We start from the raw sequence: 21,503 nt of genomic DNA, 5'->3' as shown, positions 1-21,503 counted from the left end.
GGTCATGTCATGAACATTTCAAGCACTCACGCAAGCCAAGGTGCCGCGTATGCACAACAAGCGGCAAAGCCTAAGTTCACACCTGTCCCCCCTTTTACCACAACAGGAGCAGACACCGTCACGCTGTCAGCAGAAGGGCGAGAGATGTATCGTCCCGGCTCCAAAGTGATGATGCTAGGTGATCACCCGGTCATCGTTGCTCCTGACGATAAAGGCAACTATCCGACTCAGGAGAACCTTGAAGAAGACTGGAACCAGCTTGCCCACATCCCCCAATCAGCTCAGGACTTAATCCCTCATGCGTCAGTGGTTATCGAAGACGGTTTAACCATTGATCCAGAACGTGAAGCAGCCTACGAAGCATTATAACCGCAACAGCGGCAAGACCGCGAGGAATATACGCACACGCTGATCGGCGCATTTAGAGATGAGCATGAAAGCCGCAACATGACCTTTATGGACGACGAAGAGCAAACTAAAACCGACGTTGCACTGCGCAATGAGATCGACCAGTCACTGCGCGAACGACTGTGGGCCGATCCACGCGCTGTCGAGTTGATGAAAGAGTTTGATATTTCAAATGGTCCTGTTTCGGAATCAATCACTTAAACGCTCAAGCACGCTTAAGTACACTGCAATAAAATAGCCCCCCCAAAGAGCAATAAATCTTAATCAGGCTACCCTGTTACTTAATCTAAATATGTGTTATGTCAATCAGATCAATTAGTATTTTACACATACAGAATTTTTGATGCTTTCCCAAAAAGAACAGGAACAAACTATGGCCAACGCTCCACGATTCCTCGAAAAGCTTGTTAATATGACAGCTACCCATGATTTAGAACTTATGGAGTACAGCCTGTTGAAAACACTTGAGGAATTCATTCAGCCACAGGAACTGCTCATCTTAAAATTTGATAGGAATGACGTTGCAAACTATCAATTGACGTTAAAAAAAGACAAATATGAAATTGTTTGGGAAGATATCGAAATAGCGGATGAAATTCAGGCTTGTATTGAAAATGTCAGTCGAACCAAACAGCCCCTTAGTCGCAAACTCGATTCCGACACATTAATAACTGTTTGGCATATTGTTCAACTAAAGTCGCAGAAAGTTTTCCTCGTCACGACAACAAAAGACAGATTGAACACCTTAGATACGCATATGATTAATGGCCTACTGGGGATCTACCGCAATTTCTATGCAGTACTCAGTGATTCTCAACTGGACATGCTGACAGGGCTACCCAACAGGAAAACATTCGATGAAACCATAAATAAAATATCTCAAAACCGACCTCTGGCGACAGAAAATGTGCCAAGAAATCGAAGAGCCGAACTAAACGGAGGAGATGCCAAATTCTGGCTCGGAATGGCTGACATCGATAAATTTAAGCGAATCAACGATAATTGGGGCCACCTTTATGGCGACGAAGTACTCCTGTTAACCTCACAGCTGATGCAGGCCCATTTCAGGGAAAATGACTACATGTTCCGCTTCGGTGGCGAAGAGTTTGTCATTATTCTCAGCGCCCCAACGGAAGAAAAAGCCTTGATGGCCTTTGAGCGCTTCCGTGTTGCAATGGAAGAGTATCCGTTTCCACAAGTCGGTCAAGTCACGCTGAGTATCGGTGTCATAAAAATGGATCCCACCATATTTACTGCCACCCTGTTAGATCAGGCAGACAAAGCTCTGTACTATGCAAAGAATAATGGCCGTAATCAAATCTGTAATTATGGCGAACTTCTCGAAAAGGGACTGGTCGAGGAAAAAGAGATTATTTCAGGAGATATCGAATTTTTTTGATGCCACCTTTATGCTGAAGAGTTGTCATTGATAGACAATTAATAGAACAACAAATGCCCACGATTTTCACATCGTAGGCATTTTTTATATTTTGTTACAACTCAACTAAAAAGGGGCAGAACCGCGAGGTTCTGCCCTTTCGATATCTTACAAAACGAAATGGTTAATCACCATTTAACAGAGATTTAAACTCGGGAAAAAAACTCGAAAGAAAAGCCAGACACGCCTTTACAGCATTTTCTGGATCAAGGCAGCCCGGTGAAATCAGATAGTTCAGCCAAAAACCATCAATCATGGATGTCAAAGTAACTGAAATTTCCCTAAGACTCATGCCATTGACAGTCTCTGCATCAGGTGATAATTGGCGCAACACTCCCGCCACCTCGGCCTCATACTCACGGTCAATACTGGCACAAATTTCCAAATAAGTTTGCCGCTGCGGGGCCACGCCCCAAAATGCCATCCACACCGCGATTTTGCGATGATCGGCAATCGGTGGCGTCAACAGCGTTTCAATCAGGATACGTAATCGCTGTACTGGACTTTCATCAATATCAGCCACTGCACTGCGCCATGCTCGTTCATGCTCTTGATAGAGCATGCGGAGCACCTCAAGCATCAACTGCTCTTTGGTTTCAAAGTGATAATTACTAATCCCTCGCGATAATCCAGTACGCTGTGCCACTTTGCCCAGAGTTACTCCTGATAGTCCTTGTTCAGCAATCAGATCAATGGTGGCATCCAAAAGTTTTTGCCGAGTAACTTGTTTCTGCTCAGCACGACTAAGGGGTGGTGATATTGACATAGCTTCAGCTCCAGAGAGAATACGAATTTAGTAAGGGGTTGACACTATCACTGAACAGCTGTACAGTCAAAACAGTTTCACTGTATGAACGTTCAGCCAGCAATATTCATAAAACAGGAAGGTTTAAAATGAAGTCCACCCACAGTACTACCACCAACGCCACCATCGGCGTAATATTCATATGTTTAATATGGGGCGTCGAATTTGTTCTGATCCATAATGCCATTCAATTTCTGGAGCCACACAGTTTTAACGCATTACGCTTTGGTCTCGCGGCCCTCGCGCTGGCCTTATATTTAGGGGGCAAGACCCTTTTACCATCGGCTAAGGCAACGACCCAGCCACCGGCGGCTTCACTGAACCGAATGCTTATCTTCCGTGGAGCGATTCTTGGATTAATACTCTATCTCGCTTTCACTTTGCAAACCTTTGGCTTGATGTACACCAGCGTCTCTAATAGTGGTTTCATCACCAGTCTCAACATCACTCTAGTTCCAGTGTTTGCGTTTGTACTGCTGAAAGATCGCCCCCACTGGTTAACCATAGGTGGTGTTACCATCGCCACGTTAGGGCTTTACTTTTTAACCTCCGGTGGCGATGCGCCATTTAACCTTGGCGACGGATTAACCTTTCTCTGTGCCATCATGTTTGCCTTGCACATCATCTTCACTGGCAAACACAGCCGCAACCATGCCACGTTACCGTTAACAGTGGTTCAGCTGTCAACAGTCACTTTTCTCAGTCTATTTTCGGCTATAATTTTTGAGGATTGGCGACAGATGCTCAACATCAATTTGCTGCGTGAACCAACACTATTGTTTGCTATCGTCTTTGTCGCCTTTTTAGGAACTGCTGTCGCCATTATTGTGCAAACCAAAGCCCAAAGCTATCTCAGCGCCACCCGTGTGGCATTGATCTTTGCCTTGGAGCCACTATTTGCCGCCGTTTCCGCTTATCTAGTGTTAGGGGAAACCCTACCCGCTGCTGCCGGATTCGGTGCAGTGATGATCCTCTGCGGCGTGATTTTGGCGCAACTTCCGCCATCAACGGTGGATGAAGCAACAATAAAAGAGACAAACACTGTCACCGAAAGCTAAATTGACACCTCTTGGTTGGAAGTACCGGTCCTGAGCCCGTCGGTCCGTATAGGAATTCCATCAGTTTATGTGGCCGGCAACTGCACGCATTGCCATGGACAACACAGTAGCATTGACAACGACGAACCAATTCCTGTCAATAATGGACCATCTCCTTTTGCACTGTTTGCCCCCACCTTCAACACCACCAAAACTATTGGGCCATATGATCAAAGTGATCTATTCTGTTTCTATTGTCATACCGACATTGACAGCTATCAAGTCGGCAGCGGTTCTATGGTTAACAACGACTATGCTGAAACCTTTGCCGGTGCCATCGTCGGCCCGACCAGTATCATGGGCCAATTCAATAAAGTCGAGACCGGTGGATCCAACCACAATCTCTATGATCTGTGGCTGTACATGAAAGAGCACCCGGAGTTCGGCGCCAAGAACGGCGGCTGGTTCACCGAAGACTCTGCCCCCTGCACCGCTTGTCATAATCCTCATTTAGCGCGTCGAAACAAAGAACACCTGACCGATTTTGGCTATGCCACCATCTCTCGACCAACAGACCACTTTGATCAATGGGGTGATGACGAATTTGAACAGATAAGTGACTACTCGTCGATCTATCAGGCACCCTTTTACGCCTATGTCGGTAATCACCCCACCGATGTCAATACCGCCACCTACGAGCCGGCCAGCGTGGAACGGGCCAGAGCCGATGGCCAACTGACTCCCGACTACAACGACTTTTGCCTCGACTGCCACAAAGAATCCATTTACAGCAACAACGAATACCGGAACCTAAGTATCATCGATTGGAATACCGAACGTCATGGCATTCCCAACGCTGTTAGTGTTATGAGCCGCACCCCATATGGTCAAGGAGGTGGTTACGTGTTGTCATGTCTGGACTGTCATGAAGCCCATGGTTCGCCCAACAAACTACTGATCCGCCGCTCCATTAACGGGGTCACCGTCGGTGCCATCGGCGTCACCGAAGGTGACCGCGGAAATCAATGTCGCCAGTGTCACATGGACGATGAATCCTACAAAGATGCTGGATATGATAGTATGGGTGGAATTAACAAATGGAAATATCCCCATCACGGTCGGACTCAAGGAGCTAGCCCCTACAGTGCACAAGAATCATATGTTTCGGGCTGCGGTTGCCACAACTATGATGGCTCTCACTCAGCACCCGACCCGATCCCCTGCGAAATCTGCCATTATCACGGCTCGTTCGTGCCAAACCCAGCGGGAGCATACCCATCAGATCTCACGCCGAAGAACATACCGTACTACCGCAAGATGTTTTAAAACAAAAAGCCCCGGCAAACGAATGCCGGGGCTTTTTTGTCTCTGAATATTTACCAGCTTAAGTCCGAGCCAGATCTCGGTAGCGGATGCGATGCAGTTGATCGGCATCACGCCCGAGACGCTTATGGCGATCATCGTCATATTCACAAATTGAATAAAGATTGGCATTCGTGGTGACTCGCAGAAGGTATCTACTAGTTTAACTCGGCAGCAGGTCAAGTTAACGTTTGAAGCGGGTCACCAATCATGTGATTTAATCTGCGGATTATCACTAATTCTATTATGAAACAACCAGCCATGATTACAGCAAGTTACGATATCAAGTTGAGCTAGTAAACAATGTTATATATGACTTACTGTCAACTTAAAATCTCATGCCAGCCTACGCTCTACGCCGTCGCTTATCCTGATACATTCTGGCATCAGCAACCAACATCGCGCCTTCCAGCGCGTTGCTGTCTGAAGCCGTTACCATTCCGATGGAAAGACCCAACTCCAAGCCGAGACCAGCAGTATTATGTTTATTTTCAAGGTTTCGCAGTCGCTGCAGGGCGCTGTTCGCCGCCGCCTCATCTGAACCGGCCATCAGTACGGCGAATTCGTCACCACCGATACGAGCCACCACATCATCAACGCGAAAAGATTCTAGCAACACACTGGCCGCCTGCTGAATCAACTGGTCTCCGACCACATGACCCTGCTCATCGTTAATAGGTTTAAGCTGATCAATATCGGCAATAACCAAACTCACTGGGAAATGGCGCCCACTGACAAGCCGGGCTAATTCGTCATCGAAGTAACCGCGGTTATACAGCCCAGTTAAGCTGTCGCGAGTACTTAGATGACGTAATTGTTCTTCAGCCTTCTTGCGTACTGAAATGTCTGTATTACTACCACGCAGGCCAAGATAGTCACCTTTTTCAGAAAAGATCGGCTGGCAGAAATGGCTGAGCCAGCACACCTCGCCATTTTTAGTTATGATACGAAAATCTAGCGATGGTGGCGCCTTTCCCTGATTTGATTCAGATAAATGCTGCTGCCACAGCTCACGATCTTCGGGGTGAACCAACTTGTCAGAATGGTCACCAAACACCATAAGCTCCGCAGAGGTGTAACCGGTAATCTTAGTCGCTGCGGGAGAAATATAGAGCATCTTTCCCTCGGCTGATTTCCAGAAAACCCAGTTATTCGACCAATCGGCGAGAGTCTGATACAACTCCTGGCTTTTGGACAGTTGCGACTCTCGAAATTCAAGCACACCCATCAGAGAATTAAAACTCTCCGCCAGCGCTCCAATCTCATCCCGGGTACAGATCTTCACCCTTTCATGGTGACCCTGTCCACCCGTTATCTCCTTCAGTTGACGGGTCAATGAAAGCAGTGGCACGATCAGTTGCCACATCGCCAGCCACATAATCGTAACAGCAACGAGCCCACCACAGACAACGATCATCCAGGCCCAACGTTCGGCGCTACGAATGGGAGCAAGCACTTCATCGACGGGGTAGTTGGCCGCTAGCAACCAATTAACATTACGTAGTCGCTTAAAAGCAGACAGGGTGCGCAAGCCACGCGAGGTGACGGTTTCTCCCGCGCCTTCGAATCCTTCCAACGCCAGATCAAACAGTTTGTTAGCCCCCACCGGCACATCCTGTTGCATGATTCGTGAACGATCCGGATGCACAACAATAGTACGATCATCGGTGAAGAGATAGAAATAGCCAGTCTGTCCCACCTTGGCATCGATAAGAAAGCCGAGTAAATTATCACCGAGCAAATCAAGACTACCAGCAAAGATGCCCAGCAATTGACCCTGAGAGTCGACAATAGGAACAGTCAGAACAACAAACGGATGGTTATGGTCTTGAGTAGTAATAAGCGGGTCAGAAATATAGGGCGCACGAGTTGCTATGGTTTTTTCAATATAGGGCCGATAAGACAGATCAAGACCCGTTCGGCTCGGTTTATTGCGGGTTTCGGCAATAACTTTACCGTCTGCAGTAAAAATAGCTAAACCGTTATCAAGCAGATCAAGAAGACCATGACGTTGTTCTAAATTAGCAAGTGCCCGCTTCGGATCGCTAAGCAGATCTGAAGAGATCCCCTTGGCCGCTGCTATGACTACCGACTGGGTTGAAAGGATTTTCCGATCAAGCTCTTCAACGAGCAACGAAACGGTGGTAAACAGTTGACCTTCAATAGAAGAGATATACTGATGCTTGAAATAGCGGAGAGCAAGGCTCGTTACCATTGGCATGAAAACTAAAAAAACCAAGAATGAGCAAAGAGCAATTTTGCTTTTTAAACTTATTATTTTCATACACCTCCAGCAACAAGGGTCTAATGGAAAGAGTATATATCCTTCAACATTAATGAAGTTCCTCCAGCAAGACAAGTTTTTTCATGATCACCTGAATACAAGACTAACCGCCTCGACACAGTTGTCCAGCCCAAGAGAAGATTCAGAAGGTCAAAGGGTGAATTCACCGTTCTTATTTATATTCTTAAGAACTGAATTAAACTCGTGAGGTCTCGCCCTCACACTGCGACACTCTTTCTTAACCAAACCTTAAATAAAGGGTACAAAAAATGAACTTCTACCCTGCGGCACAACACTAGGCTAACCGACAATGAGTTTTTTCCCACTTGCGGTATCGCGGCGGTTCGTCGGCCCCTCGACCTCCAAATCGGTGATACTTCGTTGATCTGGCAGTGGGGATTTGGCTCATCGTGGCTCTCCACTTTTGCAGTGGGACATAAATTGTTAAATTAATGGGTTAGCGTAACAACCATCAAGGTTTGTTGTGGTAGGCGAGACTTGATAAACCTCCTTTCTTCCTAGATATAAAATAAACAAAGCCGATTCGGATACCTCCCCGAATCGGCTTTGTTGCGTTTTATCGATGCATGAGTAAATAGTAGGCTTAACCTTTCTGTTTACAAGAAACTGCAAAACATCCCGAATGGCATGAAGTATTCGGATATTATTACACTAAGATAGAGATTCAAGTTCAGCTAGGCGACAACGTCCTCTTAAGGTTTACTTAAAGTTTAAAGGGGTCATTCTACAACATCTCCACATCAATTTAATTTGGAGAGCCTCCATCGGTTTTCAAAACAAGATTATTCTACATTGCTAGAGAAAATAGAACGTGACAATCAAACCTTACGATCTGCGATCTTGTTCAACGCCGCTAACAGTAATCCCAAAGTAATGAACGCACCTGGAGGGAGAATCATCAGCAATATCGGTGGATAACTGACACCAAAAATTGGGAAACCGAGGATGGCTCCTGAACCGAACAATTCGCGAATCGCACCGAGGGTAAACAGAGCGAGGGTAAAGCCGATCCCCATTCCGGCGCCATCGAAAATGGAATCGAGCACCGGATTTTTTGAGGCAAACCCTTCGGCGCGACCAAGGATCAGGCAATTGACCACGATCAGCGGGATAAAGATCCCCAAGGCCTGATAGAGATCGTACACCCATGCTTCCATCCCCAACTGCACCACCGTCACAAAGGTAGCGATGATGATGGTAAATGCCGGAATGCGTACCTCTGACGGAATCATCTTACGCATCGTTGAAACGACGATGTTGGAGCAGATCAGCACGAAGGTGGTAGCTAGCCCCATCCCTAAGCCATTTTCGGCACTGGTAGTAACCGCCAAAATCGGACACATGCCCAGCACCAGCTTGAATACCGGATTTTTATCCCATATCCCCTTATTGAATTCAGCAACTAAACTCATGATGACTCCCATTGTGCTGTAACAATCTGCTCACGATGCTGATGGAAAAAATCGAGGCCCCGTTTAACCGCTCCGACAATAGCCCGTGGCGAGATGGTTGCACCGGTGATCTGATCGATCTCACCGCCATCTTTTTTAACCCGCCAGTCGGTGTTATCGAGGCCACGGTCGCGAAACAAATCCTTGAACCATGGGTCACTGATTTTGCTCCCCAAACCGGGCGTTTCAGCGTGGGCCAAAATCTCAATGGCCACAATACGCTCAGCGGTATCGAGACCAACCATCACCTCGATATTGCCACTATAGCCATCCGGTGCGATCACTTTGAAAGCAATACCAACCAACTGATCACCGCGGCGGGCGCGAAAAAAGGTACACTGAACTGGGTTGCCCTTTTTATCCGTGCCGTTTTGCAAAACGACAACATCTTTATCCGGGCTGTTATCGAACTGCGGCAGCACTGCAGAGATCGCTTTGAGTTGCTGTAGGGTTCGTTGCTTGGCGATGGGCTCGCGGGTGACGCTTTCCATCAGCGATAACAACATACCGGCACTGGCAGCAACCACAGTCAGGGTGATCAGCAAACGACTAAATTCCTTCATATCGGTATTCTCTCTAGGCTTTGTGCAAAACGTGCCCGAAAACCTTGGGCCGCGTATAACGATCAATCAACGGCGTGGCACCATTCATCAGCAAAATGGCGAATGACACCCCCTCTGGATAACCACCAAACAACCGAATTAATACGGTGATCACACCGCAGCCGACACCAAAGATCAACATGCCATTACGGGTGATAGGGGTGGTCACCATGTCAGTGGCCATAAAAAAGACACCGAGTAACAGCCCCCCCGTCAATAGATGAAACAGCGGATCGGGATAGCGTTGACTGTCGATGAGCCACATCAAACCACCAAAGACAACAACACTGCCGAGGTAACTGACTGGAATTTCCCATGTAATCACTTTTTTCATAAACAGATACGCAGCACCGAGCAAGATCGCTAGAGCTGATACCTCCCCCAAAGAACCAGCCATGTTACCGATAAAATAGTCACCAAAACCGCTGTACGCTAAGGGGGGTAGTTGCCCCGTGAGCATCACCGCTGTTTTCATCTCACCCAGTGGTGTTGCCGCGGCAATCGCATCGACTCCCCTACCAATGGGGTTCGCTGCTGTCCAACTGGTCATCTGTACCGGAAACGAAATCAACAGTACAACCCGAGCGACCAAAGCCGGATTAAACGGGTTGTGACCGAGTCCACCGAACACCTGTTTGCCAATGGTTACGGCAATAAGCGCCCCGAACAATGCCAACCACCAAGGTGAAGAGGCAGGCAAGTTAAGAGCCAGCAAAATACCGGTGAGTGCCGCACTACCGTCGCGAATAGTTACTGGCTGTTGTGACAATAAACAGCACAGAGCTTCTGCGGCCAAACACCCTGCGACACACAGCAGCAGAACCACCAGCGCATCAAGTCCGAAGTAGTACACCGAAACCGCGCAGGCAGGAAGCAGGGCATAGATGACACTGCGCATAATTGCACCGGTAGACTCGCCGCTGTGGATATGGGGAGACGATGACATATAGAGTTGAGGGTCCACGCTAGGATCTCCTTTGTTTGGCTAAAATTCCAGCTTTGCCATAGCGCAAGTTCTGCACCAGAGGGCGATTGGCCGGGCACTGAAAGGTGCAGCAGCCACACTCCATACAGTCGTGGGCACAATAGTCTTCGGCCTCATCAAAACGACCCAAAATGGCGTAGGAAGCGATGGTTGCGGGGAGCAGATGCAACGGACAGGCGGTGACACATCGTCCACAACGGATACAGGTACTCACCTCAATGTGGGGCAGATCCTGATGACCGAACAATAGCAGTCCCGAGGTGCCACGGATTGCGGGAGCCGCCAAGGACAACTGACTTTGCCCCATCATAGGCCCCCCCATGATGATCTTATCTAGCTCATATTTAATACCGCCACACTGCTGCACCAAGAACTGCATGGGCGTACCGATTCGCACCAGCAGGTTCTTAGCTTCGACAACCGCTGGGCCACTAATGGTGATAACTCGTTCCACCAGAGGATGGCCGAGACGGATGGCATCGCTCACCGCTGCGACGGTTGAAACATTCTGCACCACAACACCGATATCCATCGGTAGCCCACCACTGGGAACCTCTCGCTTGAGCACAGCATCGATCAGTTGTTTTTCTGCTCCTTGAGGGTATTTGACCTCCAGAGACTGAACATCAATGTCATGCGCTGCCGCAGCCTTGGTCATGCAGTCGATGGCATCGGGCTTATTGTTCTCAATACCAACAATGGCCCGCTTGACACCGAGAACCCGGCGCAAAATATTAATCCCATCGATAATTTTTTCACTATGCTCCAGCATCATGCGGTGATCAGCAGTAAGATACGATTCACACTCAACGCCATTGATTATCAGGGTATCGATCGGTTTATCTTCGGGAGGAGACAGCTTGACATGGGTCGGAAAGGTTGCCCCGCCCATACCAACAATACCAGCAGCCTTAATCCGCTGACGAAGCTCATCACTGTTCCAATGTGCGACTTCAAGCCCTTCAAGGGATGGGTCCCAGCGATCCTCTCCATCGACCTCAATCACAATGGCGGGTAGCCATTTGCCAGAAGAGTGCGGCCGCGGTTCAATGGCGATTACTTTACCAGAGGTTGCAGCATGGATCGGCACCGACACAAAAGCCGTCGCATTCGCGATAGTTTGTCCCTTGAATACCTGATCACCAACACGAACGATCTCTGCTGCCGATGCGCCAATATGTTGTGATAACGGAATGATCAACTGCTCAGGTAACGGACACACCTCAATGGGTTTAGCGGCGGAATAATGTTTACAATCGGCGGGATGCACCCCACCGAAAAAAGTTTTTTGCTTCATCAGTGCAGATCCTTTCCTGCCCGTGTTGGTGTTGGTGTTGGTGTTGGTGTTGGTGTTGGTGTTGGTGTTGGTGCTGGTTCTGGTGCTGGTGCTGGTTCTGGTGCTGGTGCTGTCGGTTGCGATGCTGGTTTAAATTTACTGCCATCAGGGTAGGCACTGTCAAAATCGAGGATGCAGTTTTTCGGACATTTATCAATCGCCACAGCGGCATCCTCATCGTGAGCGTAATCCACCTGAGCAAGAAATTGATCAATCTTGAATGCTTCTGGTGCCGTTTTTTTACAAATATTGCACCCGATACAGCCTATTTCGCAGTACTTGCGCACCACACCACCCTTATCGTGACTATTGCACAACACATGAACCGTTGCCGAGGCTGGGGTCATACGGATCACCAAGCGCGGACAAGCGGGCACGCACTGTCCGCAACCGGTACAGAGCTCGCGACTGATTATGGCGAGCCCGTCTGCCGTTATTTCAATTGCATCAAACGGACAAGCCTTAACGCACGAACCCAAACCAAGACAACCACCTTGGCACTGCTTCGGGCCACCGGCAATGTTGTTGGCCGCATTACAGTCATGCATTCCAGCGTAGATATATTTTTGGGTGGAATTACTCCGATCACCCTGACACATCACCACCGCGATCACAGGTTCAGTTGCCTGTTCTTCTATCCCCATGATTCGGGCAATATCAGCGACAACCTTGCTACCACCAGGAGGACATAGATTGATTGGTGCCTCCCCTTTCGCCACCGCCCCAGCATAGGCAGAACAGCCGGCATACCCACACGCTCCACAATTAACTCCAGGAAGAACTTCGTTAACCGCTAATTCTCTGGCGTCAACTTCAACAGCAAATTTTTTGGAGGCCCACCCCAGAGCAATCGCTGCTACCAATCCGATCTGCCCTAGTCCCAAAACTGCAGTAAGCATTTTCACCTCACCTGAAATAATAAAAAACTGTCGTTACTCAGTATAATCTGTCGACCAATCAACTTTTGATGGGCTTGCAAAAACAAATAAAGATGGCTAAGCAAAAAATTTGTCCCCCAAGGCGTAGTGGTTGTTCAAGGGTGAAGGCATACATGTTGTATGTCAAAGTCTTGAACAAACGCTGCAACGCAGGTGGGCGGACTTTTTGAGACGCCATCAACCTTTAACCAGACCTGAAAATCCCATAAAAGCCAGTGAGAGAAGTCCAGCTGTTATCAGCGCAATGGGGACGCCCTGAAAACTCTTAGGAACTTGGCTCAACTCCAAACGTTCACGCAATCCGGCAAACAACCACATGGCCAAAGTGAAGCCAAGCCCAGCCCCCAGTGAGAACACAAACGATTCGAGCAAGGTGTAACTTTTTTGTATATTCAGTACCGCAACACCCAGAACGGCACAGTTGGTGGTCATCAACGGCAGAAAAATTCCCAGCGACTGATAGAGTTTCGGACTAGTCTTGTGAAGAATGATCTCCACCATCTGCACCAACGACGCGATGATCAGAACAAATGCAGTGGTTTGTAGATACTCAATTTCAAGGGGAATCAACACCTTGTATTGAAAAAACCACGTCACTACCGAAGCGATGGACATTACGACAATCACCGCCATTCCCATGCCCAAAGAGGTGTCAACTTTTTTGGACACCCCCATAAACGGACAGGCACCAAGAAAACGGGCCAGAACAAAATTGTTCACAAATACAGTACTGACAAGAATAAGTAGAAGCTCAACCATAATAAGCCTTCATTCCTCGGAATCATTAACAGACGAAAGAATCGTAGTGATTCTCCACTGACCATTATGCTTTACAATAAGTCGTAACATTGCACTTGATATGCCAACAACAAAACAATTATATCTTTTGTGGTAAATTGTGCGAAATAAATCTATTGCCTCGGCTCTGTTAAGCATTAAAGGCATCTGCCACGTGTGTTCTGCGAATGCTTTGCATAAAGTTGAAATTATTTTAAAGTTATAAAAACGTCTCTCGCTTACCGTTAAACATCATGAAATTCGCACCTAATTAATCCTAGCAGGTTATTCCTGTTTCGGTATCATTGTGCGGTATTTCTTCATCTATCTTGTTATCTGGTAGGATATACGGTAAAGATTGAAGTTGATTAGTTATGCTAAGCTCTACAGGTGTGTACCTTACTTGACAGGATCTATTGACAAAGGAGACAAGGATGAAGGAGCGCTTTACCAACAATGGTTGCTGGATTTATCCAAAAGACTCATCAAGCAAAACAGCACAATCCTCCGAATCGTACGAACCATATATCGCCACAACAGCGTACTGCCCCAATGGATGCAATTTGCTCAATGGTGAGCATACGTTTCAAGGCACCAACGGAATCCATTTAAAATTTAAGGTACAAGGACAGGAAGGTGAGATGGTTATATCTGCTATTGAAGGTGACCATTCCGTGCTGCGATTGTCCGGTGAGTGTGCTGACGGGGAAAGGATTGAACTGTTTTGCCCCCATTGTGATGTTGCTCTGGAAAAACTGACCAACTGCCATTGCACTGAGCACGCCTCAATGGTGTTTATTGGTGCAACACCAAAGCTTGATTTTACCAGAGGGGTTGCTTTATGTAATGTCTGTGGCTGTCACGAGGGTGTTGTGGTCGCTAAAAACGCCGTGCGCAAGTTGCATCTGTCAACGCCAGATTTTCCGCACTGACCATCTGAGCACAGTGCTCTGGCACCACTTCACCAAATCAATTAAAGTACAGCACCACAAGATACACCCCATATGTGAGCACAACGAACGGGCAGTTGCACCGTTCTGCAACACCCCCCTGAGAACAGCCCCTAGGGTTTTCTGTTCTTCAAATTCCAACAAGTTAATCGGATAAGTGATGCGTCCATGAGTCATATATAACGTTCTTGCTTGATCGCCAACGCCGCCTGATTGCGCAAAGTTTTAATGGCATTCAATTGTTGGGTAGTTAACTCTTCAACTGTGTCGTTATGTCCCGCATAAATCAATCCAATACACTTCCTGTTGACCACAATTGGGTACAAGACAAAACTGGGTGAAAAAATTGCGCCGCGAAACCACTCTGGCTTCAAATCTCGAATATGGGTGTCCGAGATATTGGGGATATAGAGGTCACTCCCGTCAAGGATCGAGGTGCTAAACAGATCTGGTTCCTCACTATCAATCGTGAACGAAAACCCTTTTAAGAAGTTTTTGAGGCTTGACCCAAGGGAAAATCGTGCTTTCATTTGTTCAATTTTCGAATCCTTGAAAAAGATAATCACCTTATCAAAACCGATTCCGCGGTAGATGGTTTCAAGGATCATGGTCAGTATTTCGTCGAGAGAGGCATCTTCCAACATCACATTGGTGATCTCTTGAATCCCGCCAATGAGACTTTCATTGCGCTCCTCAGCGGTTGAATTGTTGGTTAATTGTGGAATCGGAGTGTCGATGATTTGTAGCTTTACAAGATTCGATCGTGTTGAATTGATTGAGTCTTCATCTGTCAGCGTGTCATCTGGATCGAGGTTGTTAAATGTTCGCTTATCCATATTCGATACATCATCACTATTCAGCCGTAACACATCTGAAAACTTTTTTATCTCAATCAGTGCGCTATCCATCATAGCGATGATTGTTTCCTGTGGCAGAGGGTAGAGTTCTCGATATTTACGCAGTAGAACGGAGAGATGACGCAACCGTTGAGTCGGAGGCACGTTCATCGAGATATCACATAACTCATTCGCAAAGGCAGAAATCCCCTGATTATGAGTGATGCTATTGTCCTTGCGCGCGAGTTCATCAGCCTCAGGGGGGGTCATACTTAAGACAAGGTCTTCTGGCAAGCACCACTCTTTAGCAATGCCAACACCAAGGGTGGTAAACGTCTTACCGATGGCTTGAACCATCGCACGCTCGTCCGAACCGTTTTTTTGTAGAAATACCAGGTAGTTTTGATATTCATCCGGGAAATAATACATCGTAAGCAAACGGCCAAAGTTATGAAACATGGCACCAAGGAAATATTTTTCCGCCTCAGCGCATTTATAGTATTTTGCGAGATCACGGGCTAGAATCCCACTTAAAAATGATGACAGAATTCCCTCTTTAATATAATGGGATGACGCCTTGTCTTGAAGTTGTTCGAAGAAAATCAATCCCGTCGCGGTGAGGTGGACCTGTTCAAAGCCTAACAGAACAACGGCGCGTGAAATCGTCGATATCTTTCCTGAAAAGTCACCAAACATCGCCGAGTTGGCCACCTTTAACAGTCTACTGCTCAGTGAATAATCTTTTAAGATTAAGGCCGCAAGTTCGTTCGCTGAAGACCTACTCGAGGTAACCGCCTTAGAATTGATCGCTATAATATGTTGAGAAACGGCGGGAAAGTTACTTTGGTTCTGCATCTTGTCGATCAATCTTTCAACTGTGATCAATGATTGCGGATGTGTTTCGTCGCTCATTCACAACCCCCTGTGTTTTAAAGTTGGAAAATTAAAAAGAAATTGGGAATATTAAGGTATCGTTACTCAATACGCTCAAGTGAGTGTCAAATTGCCAAACATTGGGCACTTATTTAATATGGCATGATAATATCATGACTCATTTTGATTTGTTGTTAAATTGCAAGAAAAAGGGGACGTTGATTATACAGAACTGCCCACTTGGTTTTTCTCAGGATGTAACCTTTACACTGTGAGTACTTTTCTGAATCATCAGAGTACTTACTATTGTTACAGACTGAGCAGTGAGCCCTTCTTCTTTGATTTCCTCGTGGCTCAATCACGTCAAACAAGACTGTTGAACCAGCTACTTGCAAACTAAAAACACAACGTACACACCTATGGCACGCTTAATGCTTAACATGACAACCTTCGTTACTATGTCTATTGATTTATTGCAGTTGGTTGCAATGACGTTATTTTTTGCTGACATATAAATCAACTTAATTGAAAGTTAAAAGGAGAGCCTGATGTCATTAACTATTGATGAAAAAGTAGCCCCTATTTATCAAGAAGTCCTCAATCGTAACCCTGGCGAGGTGGAATTCCATCAAGCAGTACTCGAAGTACTTGAGTCTCTTGGACCCGTTTTGGTTAAGTATCCAAAGTTTGCTAAACATAAAATTATTCAACGCCTTTGCGAGCCTGAGCGCCAAATTATTTTTCGCGTTCCATGGGTTGATGATAAAAATCAGGTGCAAATTAACCGTGGCTTCCGCGTTGAGTTCAATAGCTCATTAGGTCCCTATAAAGGCGGTCTGCGTTTCCACCCTTCCGTTTATCTTGGTATTGTTAAATTTCTCGGTTTTGAGCAAATCTTTAAGAATGCTTTGACTGGTCTACCTATCGGTGGCGGTAAAGGTGGTTCTGACTTTAATCCTAAAGGTCGTTCAGACGGCGAAGTGATGCGTTTTTGCCAAAGCTTCATGACGGAGCTTTATCGTCACATTGGCGAGCACACTGACGTACCTGCCGGAGATATCGGTGTTGGTGGTCGTGAAATCGGTTACCTTTTCGGTCAATACAAGCGTATTACCAACCGTTGGGAAGCTGGCGTACTGACTGGTAAAGGTCTAGCTTGGGGCGGTTCTTTGGTTCGTACTGAGGCAACAGGCTACGGTTCAGCATTCTTCGTTGACGAGATGCTAAAAGTTCGTAACGACAGCTTCGAAGGTAAAAAGTGTGTTGTTTCAGGTTCAGGTAACGTTTCAATCTACACCACTCAGAAGATCAATCAACTCGGCGGCAAAGTTGTGGCAAACTCTGATTCAGGCGGTTACATCTACCATGAAAGCGGGATCGATCTTGATCTTGTTAAGCAGATCAAAGAGGTCGATCGTGGTCGTATCAGTGATTATGTCAATTATCACAAAGATGCGAAGTATGTTGCAGCTGGTAACATTTGGGAAGTTCCTTGCGACGTGGCGATGCCATCTGCAACCCAAAATGAGATCAACGGTAAAGATGCGAAGATGTTGGTTGAGAACGGTTGTATTGCCGTTGGTGAAGGTGCAAACATGCCGACAACTCCAGAGGGTGTAAAAATCTTCTTGGATGCTAAAATCGCATACGGTCCCGGTAAAGCAGCAAATGCTGGCGGTGTTGCAACTTCTGCTCTAGAGATGCAACAAAATGCGTGTCGTGATTCTTGGTCTTTCGATTACACCGAGGAGCGCCTACAGAAAATCATGCAAAACATTCATCAAACTTGCTTCGAGACAGCTGAAGAGTTTGGTACTCCTGGTAACTATGTTAACGGTGCAAACTGCGCTGGTTTCATCAAGGTTGCTAAGGCGATGGTCGCAATGGGTATTATCTAGACCCTTTTGCTTCATTGTGAATAATAAAAAGCCCGGGGAAACCCGGGCTTTTTTTGTGTCTAAAAAATGTGACCTTGTCTCGTTATCGTGTTTGGAGAGTCAGAGCAGTTTATACCTCAATATCCGCTATCAACAGGAGCGGCTAGTTAAGTTTGACCACTTTCCTATAGCGACCACAGCCTGCCCACCCCCCTGATTCACCGGCCCCTTTAATTCATCAGGGCCTCGCCCAGCAATAAATACGTTATCGCAACAATTAAAATATCATCGTACAAGTAACAATTCCATCTGACTCTGCTATAGTTTTTTTAATTATGAGTATAATACTTTCATAATTTCAATAGTTGTCAAAGGCTATTTTATCCGCCGGAAATCGCCAGCGATAATTTATCACCATACGCTATCAACGGGTAAAGATACCGCGTTAGGTCGTTTTTTGGAGGTAACTATGAAAACAACAATTACTAGGAACATCGTCAGATTGACGATCGTTCTTATTTTCTCAACCTGCCTTAGCATTAATCCGCAGTACGTTCATGGTCAAGATAGTGTGACTGTTACCCCCTCTGAGAAATACACCATCGAAGAACTCACTCAGATGTTAGCACCGATTGCGCTCTATCCTGACGCTCTTCTGTCGCAGATTTTAATGGCATCAACCTATCCCATTGAAGTAATTGAGGCGGATCGCTGGATTAGATTAAATTCGAGATTAACCGGCAACGCCCTCGATACCGCACTCTTAAATAAAGACTGGGATCCAAGCGTCAAGGCCATCAGTCACTTTCCGTCAACTCTGGCGGTAATGAGTGAACAAATCACCAAAACCACCAACCTTGGCAACGCCTTTCTAGTTCAAGAGGCTGAGGTCTTAGATGTCATCCAGCACCTGCGAGATCAAGCGTACTCCCAAGGCAATCTACATAGCACGTCAGAGCAGAATGTAATTATCAAAAAAGAGATCATCATTATTGAACCAGTACGGCCAAAGATTATCTACATCCCCAATTATGACCCCTATTATGTCTACGGAACATGGTGGTATCCGAACTATCGGCCTTATTACTGGGGACCATCAAGGGGTCATCTTGGCATCAGCATCTCTTTCTGGCCCGGCACATCTTTCAACTTCGCATTTGGAGGCTGGAGCTATTTCGACTGGAACCGTCGCTATATTCATATTGATTCATATAAACGGCCAAGATTTGTTAGAGCTAACTGGTACCGATCATCTGGTCGCTGGCAGCACGCTCCCAGACATCGACGTGGAGTCGCCTACCGAGATAAATATACGGCGCGAAAGTATGGCCAAACTCGCCACCGCTCTACAGATTTACGCCACGAAAGCCGCGGGTATATCAATGAACGCCAGCGTGTTCAGCGCTCAGACAGAACCGATCGAAAGCGCAGCAGAGTAAACCCAACACCGAAGACTGTTGATCGCCAAAGACAACAAGCTGTTCGCGACTCCCAACAGCAAAGCAATGTGCAGATTCAGCAACAGCAACGACGCGTTCGTGACTTGCAACAGCAACATCAACAACGGATTCGAGACTTGCAACAGCGACAACCTGTTCGTGAATCGCAACAGCAACAACGTGTTCGCGAATCACGACAGCAACAACCTAATCGTGATTTACAACAGCAACAGCGTGTTCGCGAAACGCGACAGCAACAACCTAATCGTGATTTACAACAGCAACAGCGTGTTCGCGAATCACGACAGCAACAACCTAATCGTGATTTACAACAGCAACAGCGTGTTCGCGAATCACGACAGCAACAACCTAATCGTGATTTACAACAGCAACAGCGTGTTCGCGAATTACGACAACAACAACCTAATCGTGATTTACAACAGCAACCGCGTGTTCGTGAATCACGACAGCAACAACAGACGACAATTAGAATAGACAGCACTAGGACTCATCGCAAAGCAGCAAAACAGCAACGAGGAGACAGTGCTTTTAATCAAATCCGCGATGGTAATGTCGAACGGCGATCAAGTAAACGTGGTCACTCAAGTAGACAGGAAATCATAAAAAGACAACAAGAACAGTGATGATCTCTTCCGCAAAGTGCGGTGAATTGGAGAATTAGGCGTGAAATCATTCAAACAAACAAAAACACACCGACGACAATTAAACGAATCACAATCATTACTTGTACGTTTTTTGCCAGCACTGTTAGCCCTACTCTGTGTCATCTTCGTTTTAATTACCGTCAAGCATTGGAGCACGTCAGCAGGCAATGGGCAAAAAAATTACTTATCGGCCCAAGGCGCTGTTGATGACTTGATATCAGCGCTGAGAAACAAAAACGACGCAGAATTGTTAAACATCCTTGGTCCCGATTCAACAGAGTTAATTTTTTCTGGCGACGCAGTGACTGACCAGCGGGGCAAAACACGATTTTTATCCGCATACGGACAAAAGAACAGTCTTACCACTGTAAACAAAAACAAGGTGATCCTCATTGTCGGCAACAGAGATTACCCTTTTCCACTCCCCATCGTACAGCAACGAGAGGGCTGGTTCTTTGACACCCGAGCCGGAAAGGAAGAGATCCTAAATCGACGCATTGGCCGAAACGAACTACACACCATTGAGGTGATGCGAACCTATACCGATGCTCAACGAGAATACGCGTGTTTGATCCGAAATGACGGTGTGGCAGCGTTTGCCCAGAACCTTGCCAGCAGTGAGGGCACCACAGATGGTTTGTATTGGCAACAACGCGAGGGTGAACATGAAAGTCCCCTCGGTTCACTCATCGCTAAGGCAAGCGCAAAAGGCTATAACCTCGATCAAGACAATGCCTTTTCGGACCCTTTTTATGGCTATTTCTACAAAATAATTAAGGCGCAAGGCGAACATGCCACAGGTGGCGCTTTTGATTATATTGTTGATGGAAAAATGATCCTCGGATTCGCTTTAATCGCTTATCCCGCTAAGTACGATTCCTCTGGGATCATGACCTTTATCATCAACCAGCAAGGCCAGATTTACGAAAAGGATTTTGGCAAACAGACCAGCATGTTGGCGGCTGAAATAATGACCTTTGATCCAGATAATAGCTGGAAACAATACGAATAATTTGGCGCATTACGGATCGTTATTGAATTGCATTTTCCATAAAGAGATCAAAAAAAGCCCACTCCGTTTCACTTTAAGACGCAGTGGGCTTTTATATTTAGGTTAAACAGTCGAGGTTGTCTTAGCATAGCAAAATTAATGACAGCATAAAGAAATAACGTCCCAAATGGTTACTAGTTTTATAGTTTCAAATCTATTATTGACAAATAATATGAGAGAGGATTAAATAGCCCCCGAATGAACATTCACTCAGAGGTATCTGGCCCTCTCATCTCCTGCCATAATCACTGTGATTCTGCGCAAACGAGTTCGATTCAGGCCGAAAACTTGGAACTGTCCAGCCGAATGTATCTCAAAGGGCACTTCCATACCGAACGCCATTAGGCGGGCTGGAAACACCACAGCAC

The 21,503-nt window shown here is 46.5% G+C and carries 18 protein-coding genes; 9 read left to right on the top strand and 9 right to left on the bottom strand.

Going from position 1 to position 21,503, the window contains the following annotated elements; all coding sequences use genetic code 11:
• The first annotated feature begins 9 nt into the window (after positions 1–9).
• From ACZ5KY_RS09190 to ACZ5KY_RS09180, 3 genes are all read left to right on the top strand, one after another.
• The gene (locus ACZ5KY_RS09190) at positions 10–369 is read left to right on the top strand and encodes a hypothetical protein (protein ID WP_464243599.1); all 360 of its coding nucleotides are present in this window, start codon (positions 10–12) and stop codon (positions 367–369) included.
• A gap of 78 nt (positions 370–447) precedes the next feature.
• Positions 448–609, top strand: a complete 162-nt coding sequence (locus tag ACZ5KY_RS09185) for a hypothetical protein (RefSeq protein ID WP_464243598.1) — start codon at positions 448–450, stop codon at positions 607–609.
• A gap of 172 nt (positions 610–781) precedes the next feature.
• Positions 782–1,807 (top strand): GGDEF domain-containing protein, encoded by a 1,026-nt coding sequence (locus ACZ5KY_RS09180; protein ID WP_464243597.1) that lies wholly within the window; start codon positions 782–784, stop codon positions 1,805–1,807.
• A 163-nt stretch (positions 1,808–1,970) separates the two neighbouring features.
• Here the strand turns inward: ACZ5KY_RS09180 and ACZ5KY_RS09175 are convergent, their stop codons facing one another.
• Positions 1,971–2,612 carry a TetR family transcriptional regulator C-terminal domain-containing protein gene (locus ACZ5KY_RS09175; protein WP_464243596.1) on the bottom strand — a complete coding sequence of 214 codons (642 nt, stop codon included), beginning with the start codon at positions 2,610–2,612 and terminating at the stop codon, positions 1,971–1,973.
• A gap of 128 nt (positions 2,613–2,740) precedes the next feature.
• Between ACZ5KY_RS09175 and ACZ5KY_RS09170 the strand changes: the two genes are divergently transcribed.
• Entirely contained in the window at positions 2,741–3,709 is a 969-nt protein-coding gene (locus ACZ5KY_RS09170; RefSeq protein WP_464243595.1) for a DMT family transporter, read from the top strand.
• Positions 3,710–3,778: 69 nt separating this feature from the next.
• The gene (locus tag ACZ5KY_RS09165) at positions 3,779–5,014 is read left to right on the top strand and encodes a cytochrome c3 family protein (RefSeq protein ID WP_464243594.1); all 1,236 of its coding nucleotides are present in this window, start codon (positions 3,779–3,781) and stop codon (positions 5,012–5,014) included.
• Positions 5,015–5,396: 382 nt separating this feature from the next.
• Here ACZ5KY_RS09165 and ACZ5KY_RS09160 read toward each other — a convergent pair whose 3' ends face one another.
• The 7 genes from ACZ5KY_RS09160 to rsxA all read right to left on the bottom strand — a co-directional run bounded on the left by ACZ5KY_RS09160 (position 5,397) and on the right by rsxA (position 13,426).
• On the bottom strand, positions 5,397–7,334 hold the full coding sequence (locus tag ACZ5KY_RS09160; RefSeq protein ID WP_464243593.1) for a sensor domain-containing diguanylate cyclase: 1,938 nt from the start codon (positions 7,332–7,334) through the stop codon (positions 5,397–5,399).
• Between the two features lie 839 nt (positions 7,335–8,173).
• Entirely contained in the window at positions 8,174–8,767 is a 594-nt protein-coding gene (gene rsxE, locus ACZ5KY_RS09155; protein WP_464243592.1) for an electron transport complex subunit RsxE, read from the bottom strand.
• Positions 8,764–9,369, bottom strand: a complete 606-nt coding sequence (locus tag ACZ5KY_RS09150; RefSeq protein ID WP_464243591.1) for an RnfABCDGE type electron transport complex subunit G — start codon at positions 9,367–9,369, stop codon at positions 8,764–8,766. Before ACZ5KY_RS09150 ends, rsxE begins: the two co-directional genes overlap by 4 nt.
• 13 nt (positions 9,370–9,382) lie before the next feature.
• Entirely contained in the window at positions 9,383–10,372 is a 990-nt protein-coding gene (locus tag ACZ5KY_RS09145; protein WP_464243590.1) for an RnfABCDGE type electron transport complex subunit D, read from the bottom strand.
• Between the two features lies 1 nt (position 10,373).
• The gene (rsxC, locus tag ACZ5KY_RS09140) at positions 10,374–11,690 is read right to left on the bottom strand and encodes an electron transport complex subunit RsxC (protein WP_464243589.1); all 1,317 of its coding nucleotides are present in this window, start codon (positions 11,688–11,690) and stop codon (positions 10,374–10,376) included.
• Positions 11,690–12,628, bottom strand: a complete 939-nt coding sequence (locus ACZ5KY_RS09135; protein ID WP_464243588.1) for an RnfABCDGE type electron transport complex subunit B — start codon at positions 12,626–12,628, stop codon at positions 11,690–11,692. Before ACZ5KY_RS09135 ends, rsxC begins: the two co-directional genes overlap by 1 nt.
• A gap of 216 nt (positions 12,629–12,844) precedes the next feature.
• Entirely contained in the window at positions 12,845–13,426 is a 582-nt protein-coding gene (gene rsxA / locus ACZ5KY_RS09130) for an electron transport complex subunit RsxA (protein WP_464243587.1), read from the bottom strand.
• A 452-nt stretch (positions 13,427–13,878) separates the two neighbouring features.
• Here rsxA and ACZ5KY_RS09125 point away from each other — a divergent pair, with 452 nt between their 5' ends.
• The gene (locus ACZ5KY_RS09125; protein ID WP_464243586.1) at positions 13,879–14,376 is read left to right on the top strand and encodes a hypothetical protein; all 498 of its coding nucleotides are present in this window, start codon (positions 13,879–13,881) and stop codon (positions 14,374–14,376) included.
• Between the two features lie 191 nt (positions 14,377–14,567).
• Here the strand turns inward: ACZ5KY_RS09125 and ACZ5KY_RS09120 are convergent, their stop codons facing one another.
• Positions 14,568–16,142: an HDOD domain-containing protein gene (locus ACZ5KY_RS09120; RefSeq protein ID WP_464243585.1), complete on the bottom strand. Its 1,575-nt coding sequence runs from the start codon at positions 16,140–16,142 to the stop codon at positions 14,568–14,570.
• Between the two features lie 509 nt (positions 16,143–16,651).
• Between ACZ5KY_RS09120 and gdhA the strand changes: the two genes are divergently transcribed.
• The 3 genes from gdhA (at position 16,652) to ACZ5KY_RS09105 (ending at position 21,096) form a co-directional block, all read left to right on the top strand.
• A complete protein-coding gene (gdhA, locus tag ACZ5KY_RS09115) occupies positions 16,652–18,001 on the top strand; it encodes an NADP-specific glutamate dehydrogenase (protein WP_464243584.1) in 1,350 nt (449 codons plus the stop codon).
• Positions 18,002–18,449: 448 nt separating this feature from the next.
• Positions 18,450–20,063 carry a DUF3300 domain-containing protein gene (locus ACZ5KY_RS09110; RefSeq protein ID WP_464243583.1) on the top strand — a complete coding sequence of 538 codons (1,614 nt, stop codon included), beginning with the start codon at positions 18,450–18,452 and terminating at the stop codon, positions 20,061–20,063.
• Between the two features lie 40 nt (positions 20,064–20,103).
• Positions 20,104–21,096 (top strand): DUF2950 domain-containing protein, encoded by a 993-nt coding sequence (locus tag ACZ5KY_RS09105; RefSeq protein ID WP_464243582.1) that lies wholly within the window; start codon positions 20,104–20,106, stop codon positions 21,094–21,096.
• Positions 21,097–21,503: the final 407 nt, after the last annotated feature.

This window comes from Desulfuromonas svalbardensis, assembly GCF_055389415.1.
This window is presented reverse-complemented; position numbering and strand designations above follow the sequence as displayed.

Bases quoted from the DNA above. Each gene is read 5' to 3' on its own strand.
- ACZ5KY_RS09190 (WP_464243599.1), top strand. From the start codon at position 10: ATGAACATTTCAAGCACTCACGCAAGCCAAGGTGCCGCGTATGCACAA.
- ACZ5KY_RS09185 (WP_464243598.1), top strand. From the start codon at position 448: ATGACCTTTATGGACGACGAAGAGCAAACTAAAACCGACGTTGCACTG.
- ACZ5KY_RS09180 (WP_464243597.1), top strand. From the start codon at position 782: ATGGCCAACGCTCCACGATTCCTCGAAAAGCTTGTTAATATGACAGCT.
- ACZ5KY_RS09175 (WP_464243596.1), bottom strand. From the start codon at position 2,612: ATGTCAATATCACCACCCCTTAGTCGTGCTGAGCAGAAACAAGTTACT.
- ACZ5KY_RS09170 (WP_464243595.1), top strand. From the start codon at position 2,741: ATGAAGTCCACCCACAGTACTACCACCAACGCCACCATCGGCGTAATA.
- ACZ5KY_RS09160 (WP_464243593.1), bottom strand. From the start codon at position 7,334: ATGAAAATAATAAGTTTAAAAAGCAAAATTGCTCTTTGCTCATTCTTG.
- rsxE (WP_464243592.1), bottom strand. From the start codon at position 8,767: ATGAGTTTAGTTGCTGAATTCAATAAGGGGATATGGGATAAAAATCCG.
- ACZ5KY_RS09150 (WP_464243591.1), bottom strand. From the start codon at position 9,369: ATGAAGGAATTTAGTCGTTTGCTGATCACCCTGACTGTGGTTGCTGCC.
- rsxC (WP_464243589.1), bottom strand. From the start codon at position 11,690: ATGAAGCAAAAAACTTTTTTCGGTGGGGTGCATCCCGCCGATTGTAAA.
- ACZ5KY_RS09135 (WP_464243588.1), bottom strand. From the start codon at position 12,628: ATGCTTACTGCAGTTTTGGGACTAGGGCAGATCGGATTGGTAGCAGCG.
- rsxA (WP_464243587.1), bottom strand. From the start codon at position 13,426: ATGGTTGAGCTTCTACTTATTCTTGTCAGTACTGTATTTGTGAACAAT.
- ACZ5KY_RS09125 (WP_464243586.1), top strand. From the start codon at position 13,879: ATGAAGGAGCGCTTTACCAACAATGGTTGCTGGATTTATCCAAAAGAC.
- ACZ5KY_RS09120 (WP_464243585.1), bottom strand. From the start codon at position 16,142: ATGAGCGACGAAACACATCCGCAATCATTGATCACAGTTGAAAGATTG.
- gdhA (WP_464243584.1), top strand. From the start codon at position 16,652: ATGTCATTAACTATTGATGAAAAAGTAGCCCCTATTTATCAAGAAGTC.
- ACZ5KY_RS09110 (WP_464243583.1), top strand. From the start codon at position 18,450: ATGAAAACAACAATTACTAGGAACATCGTCAGATTGACGATCGTTCTT.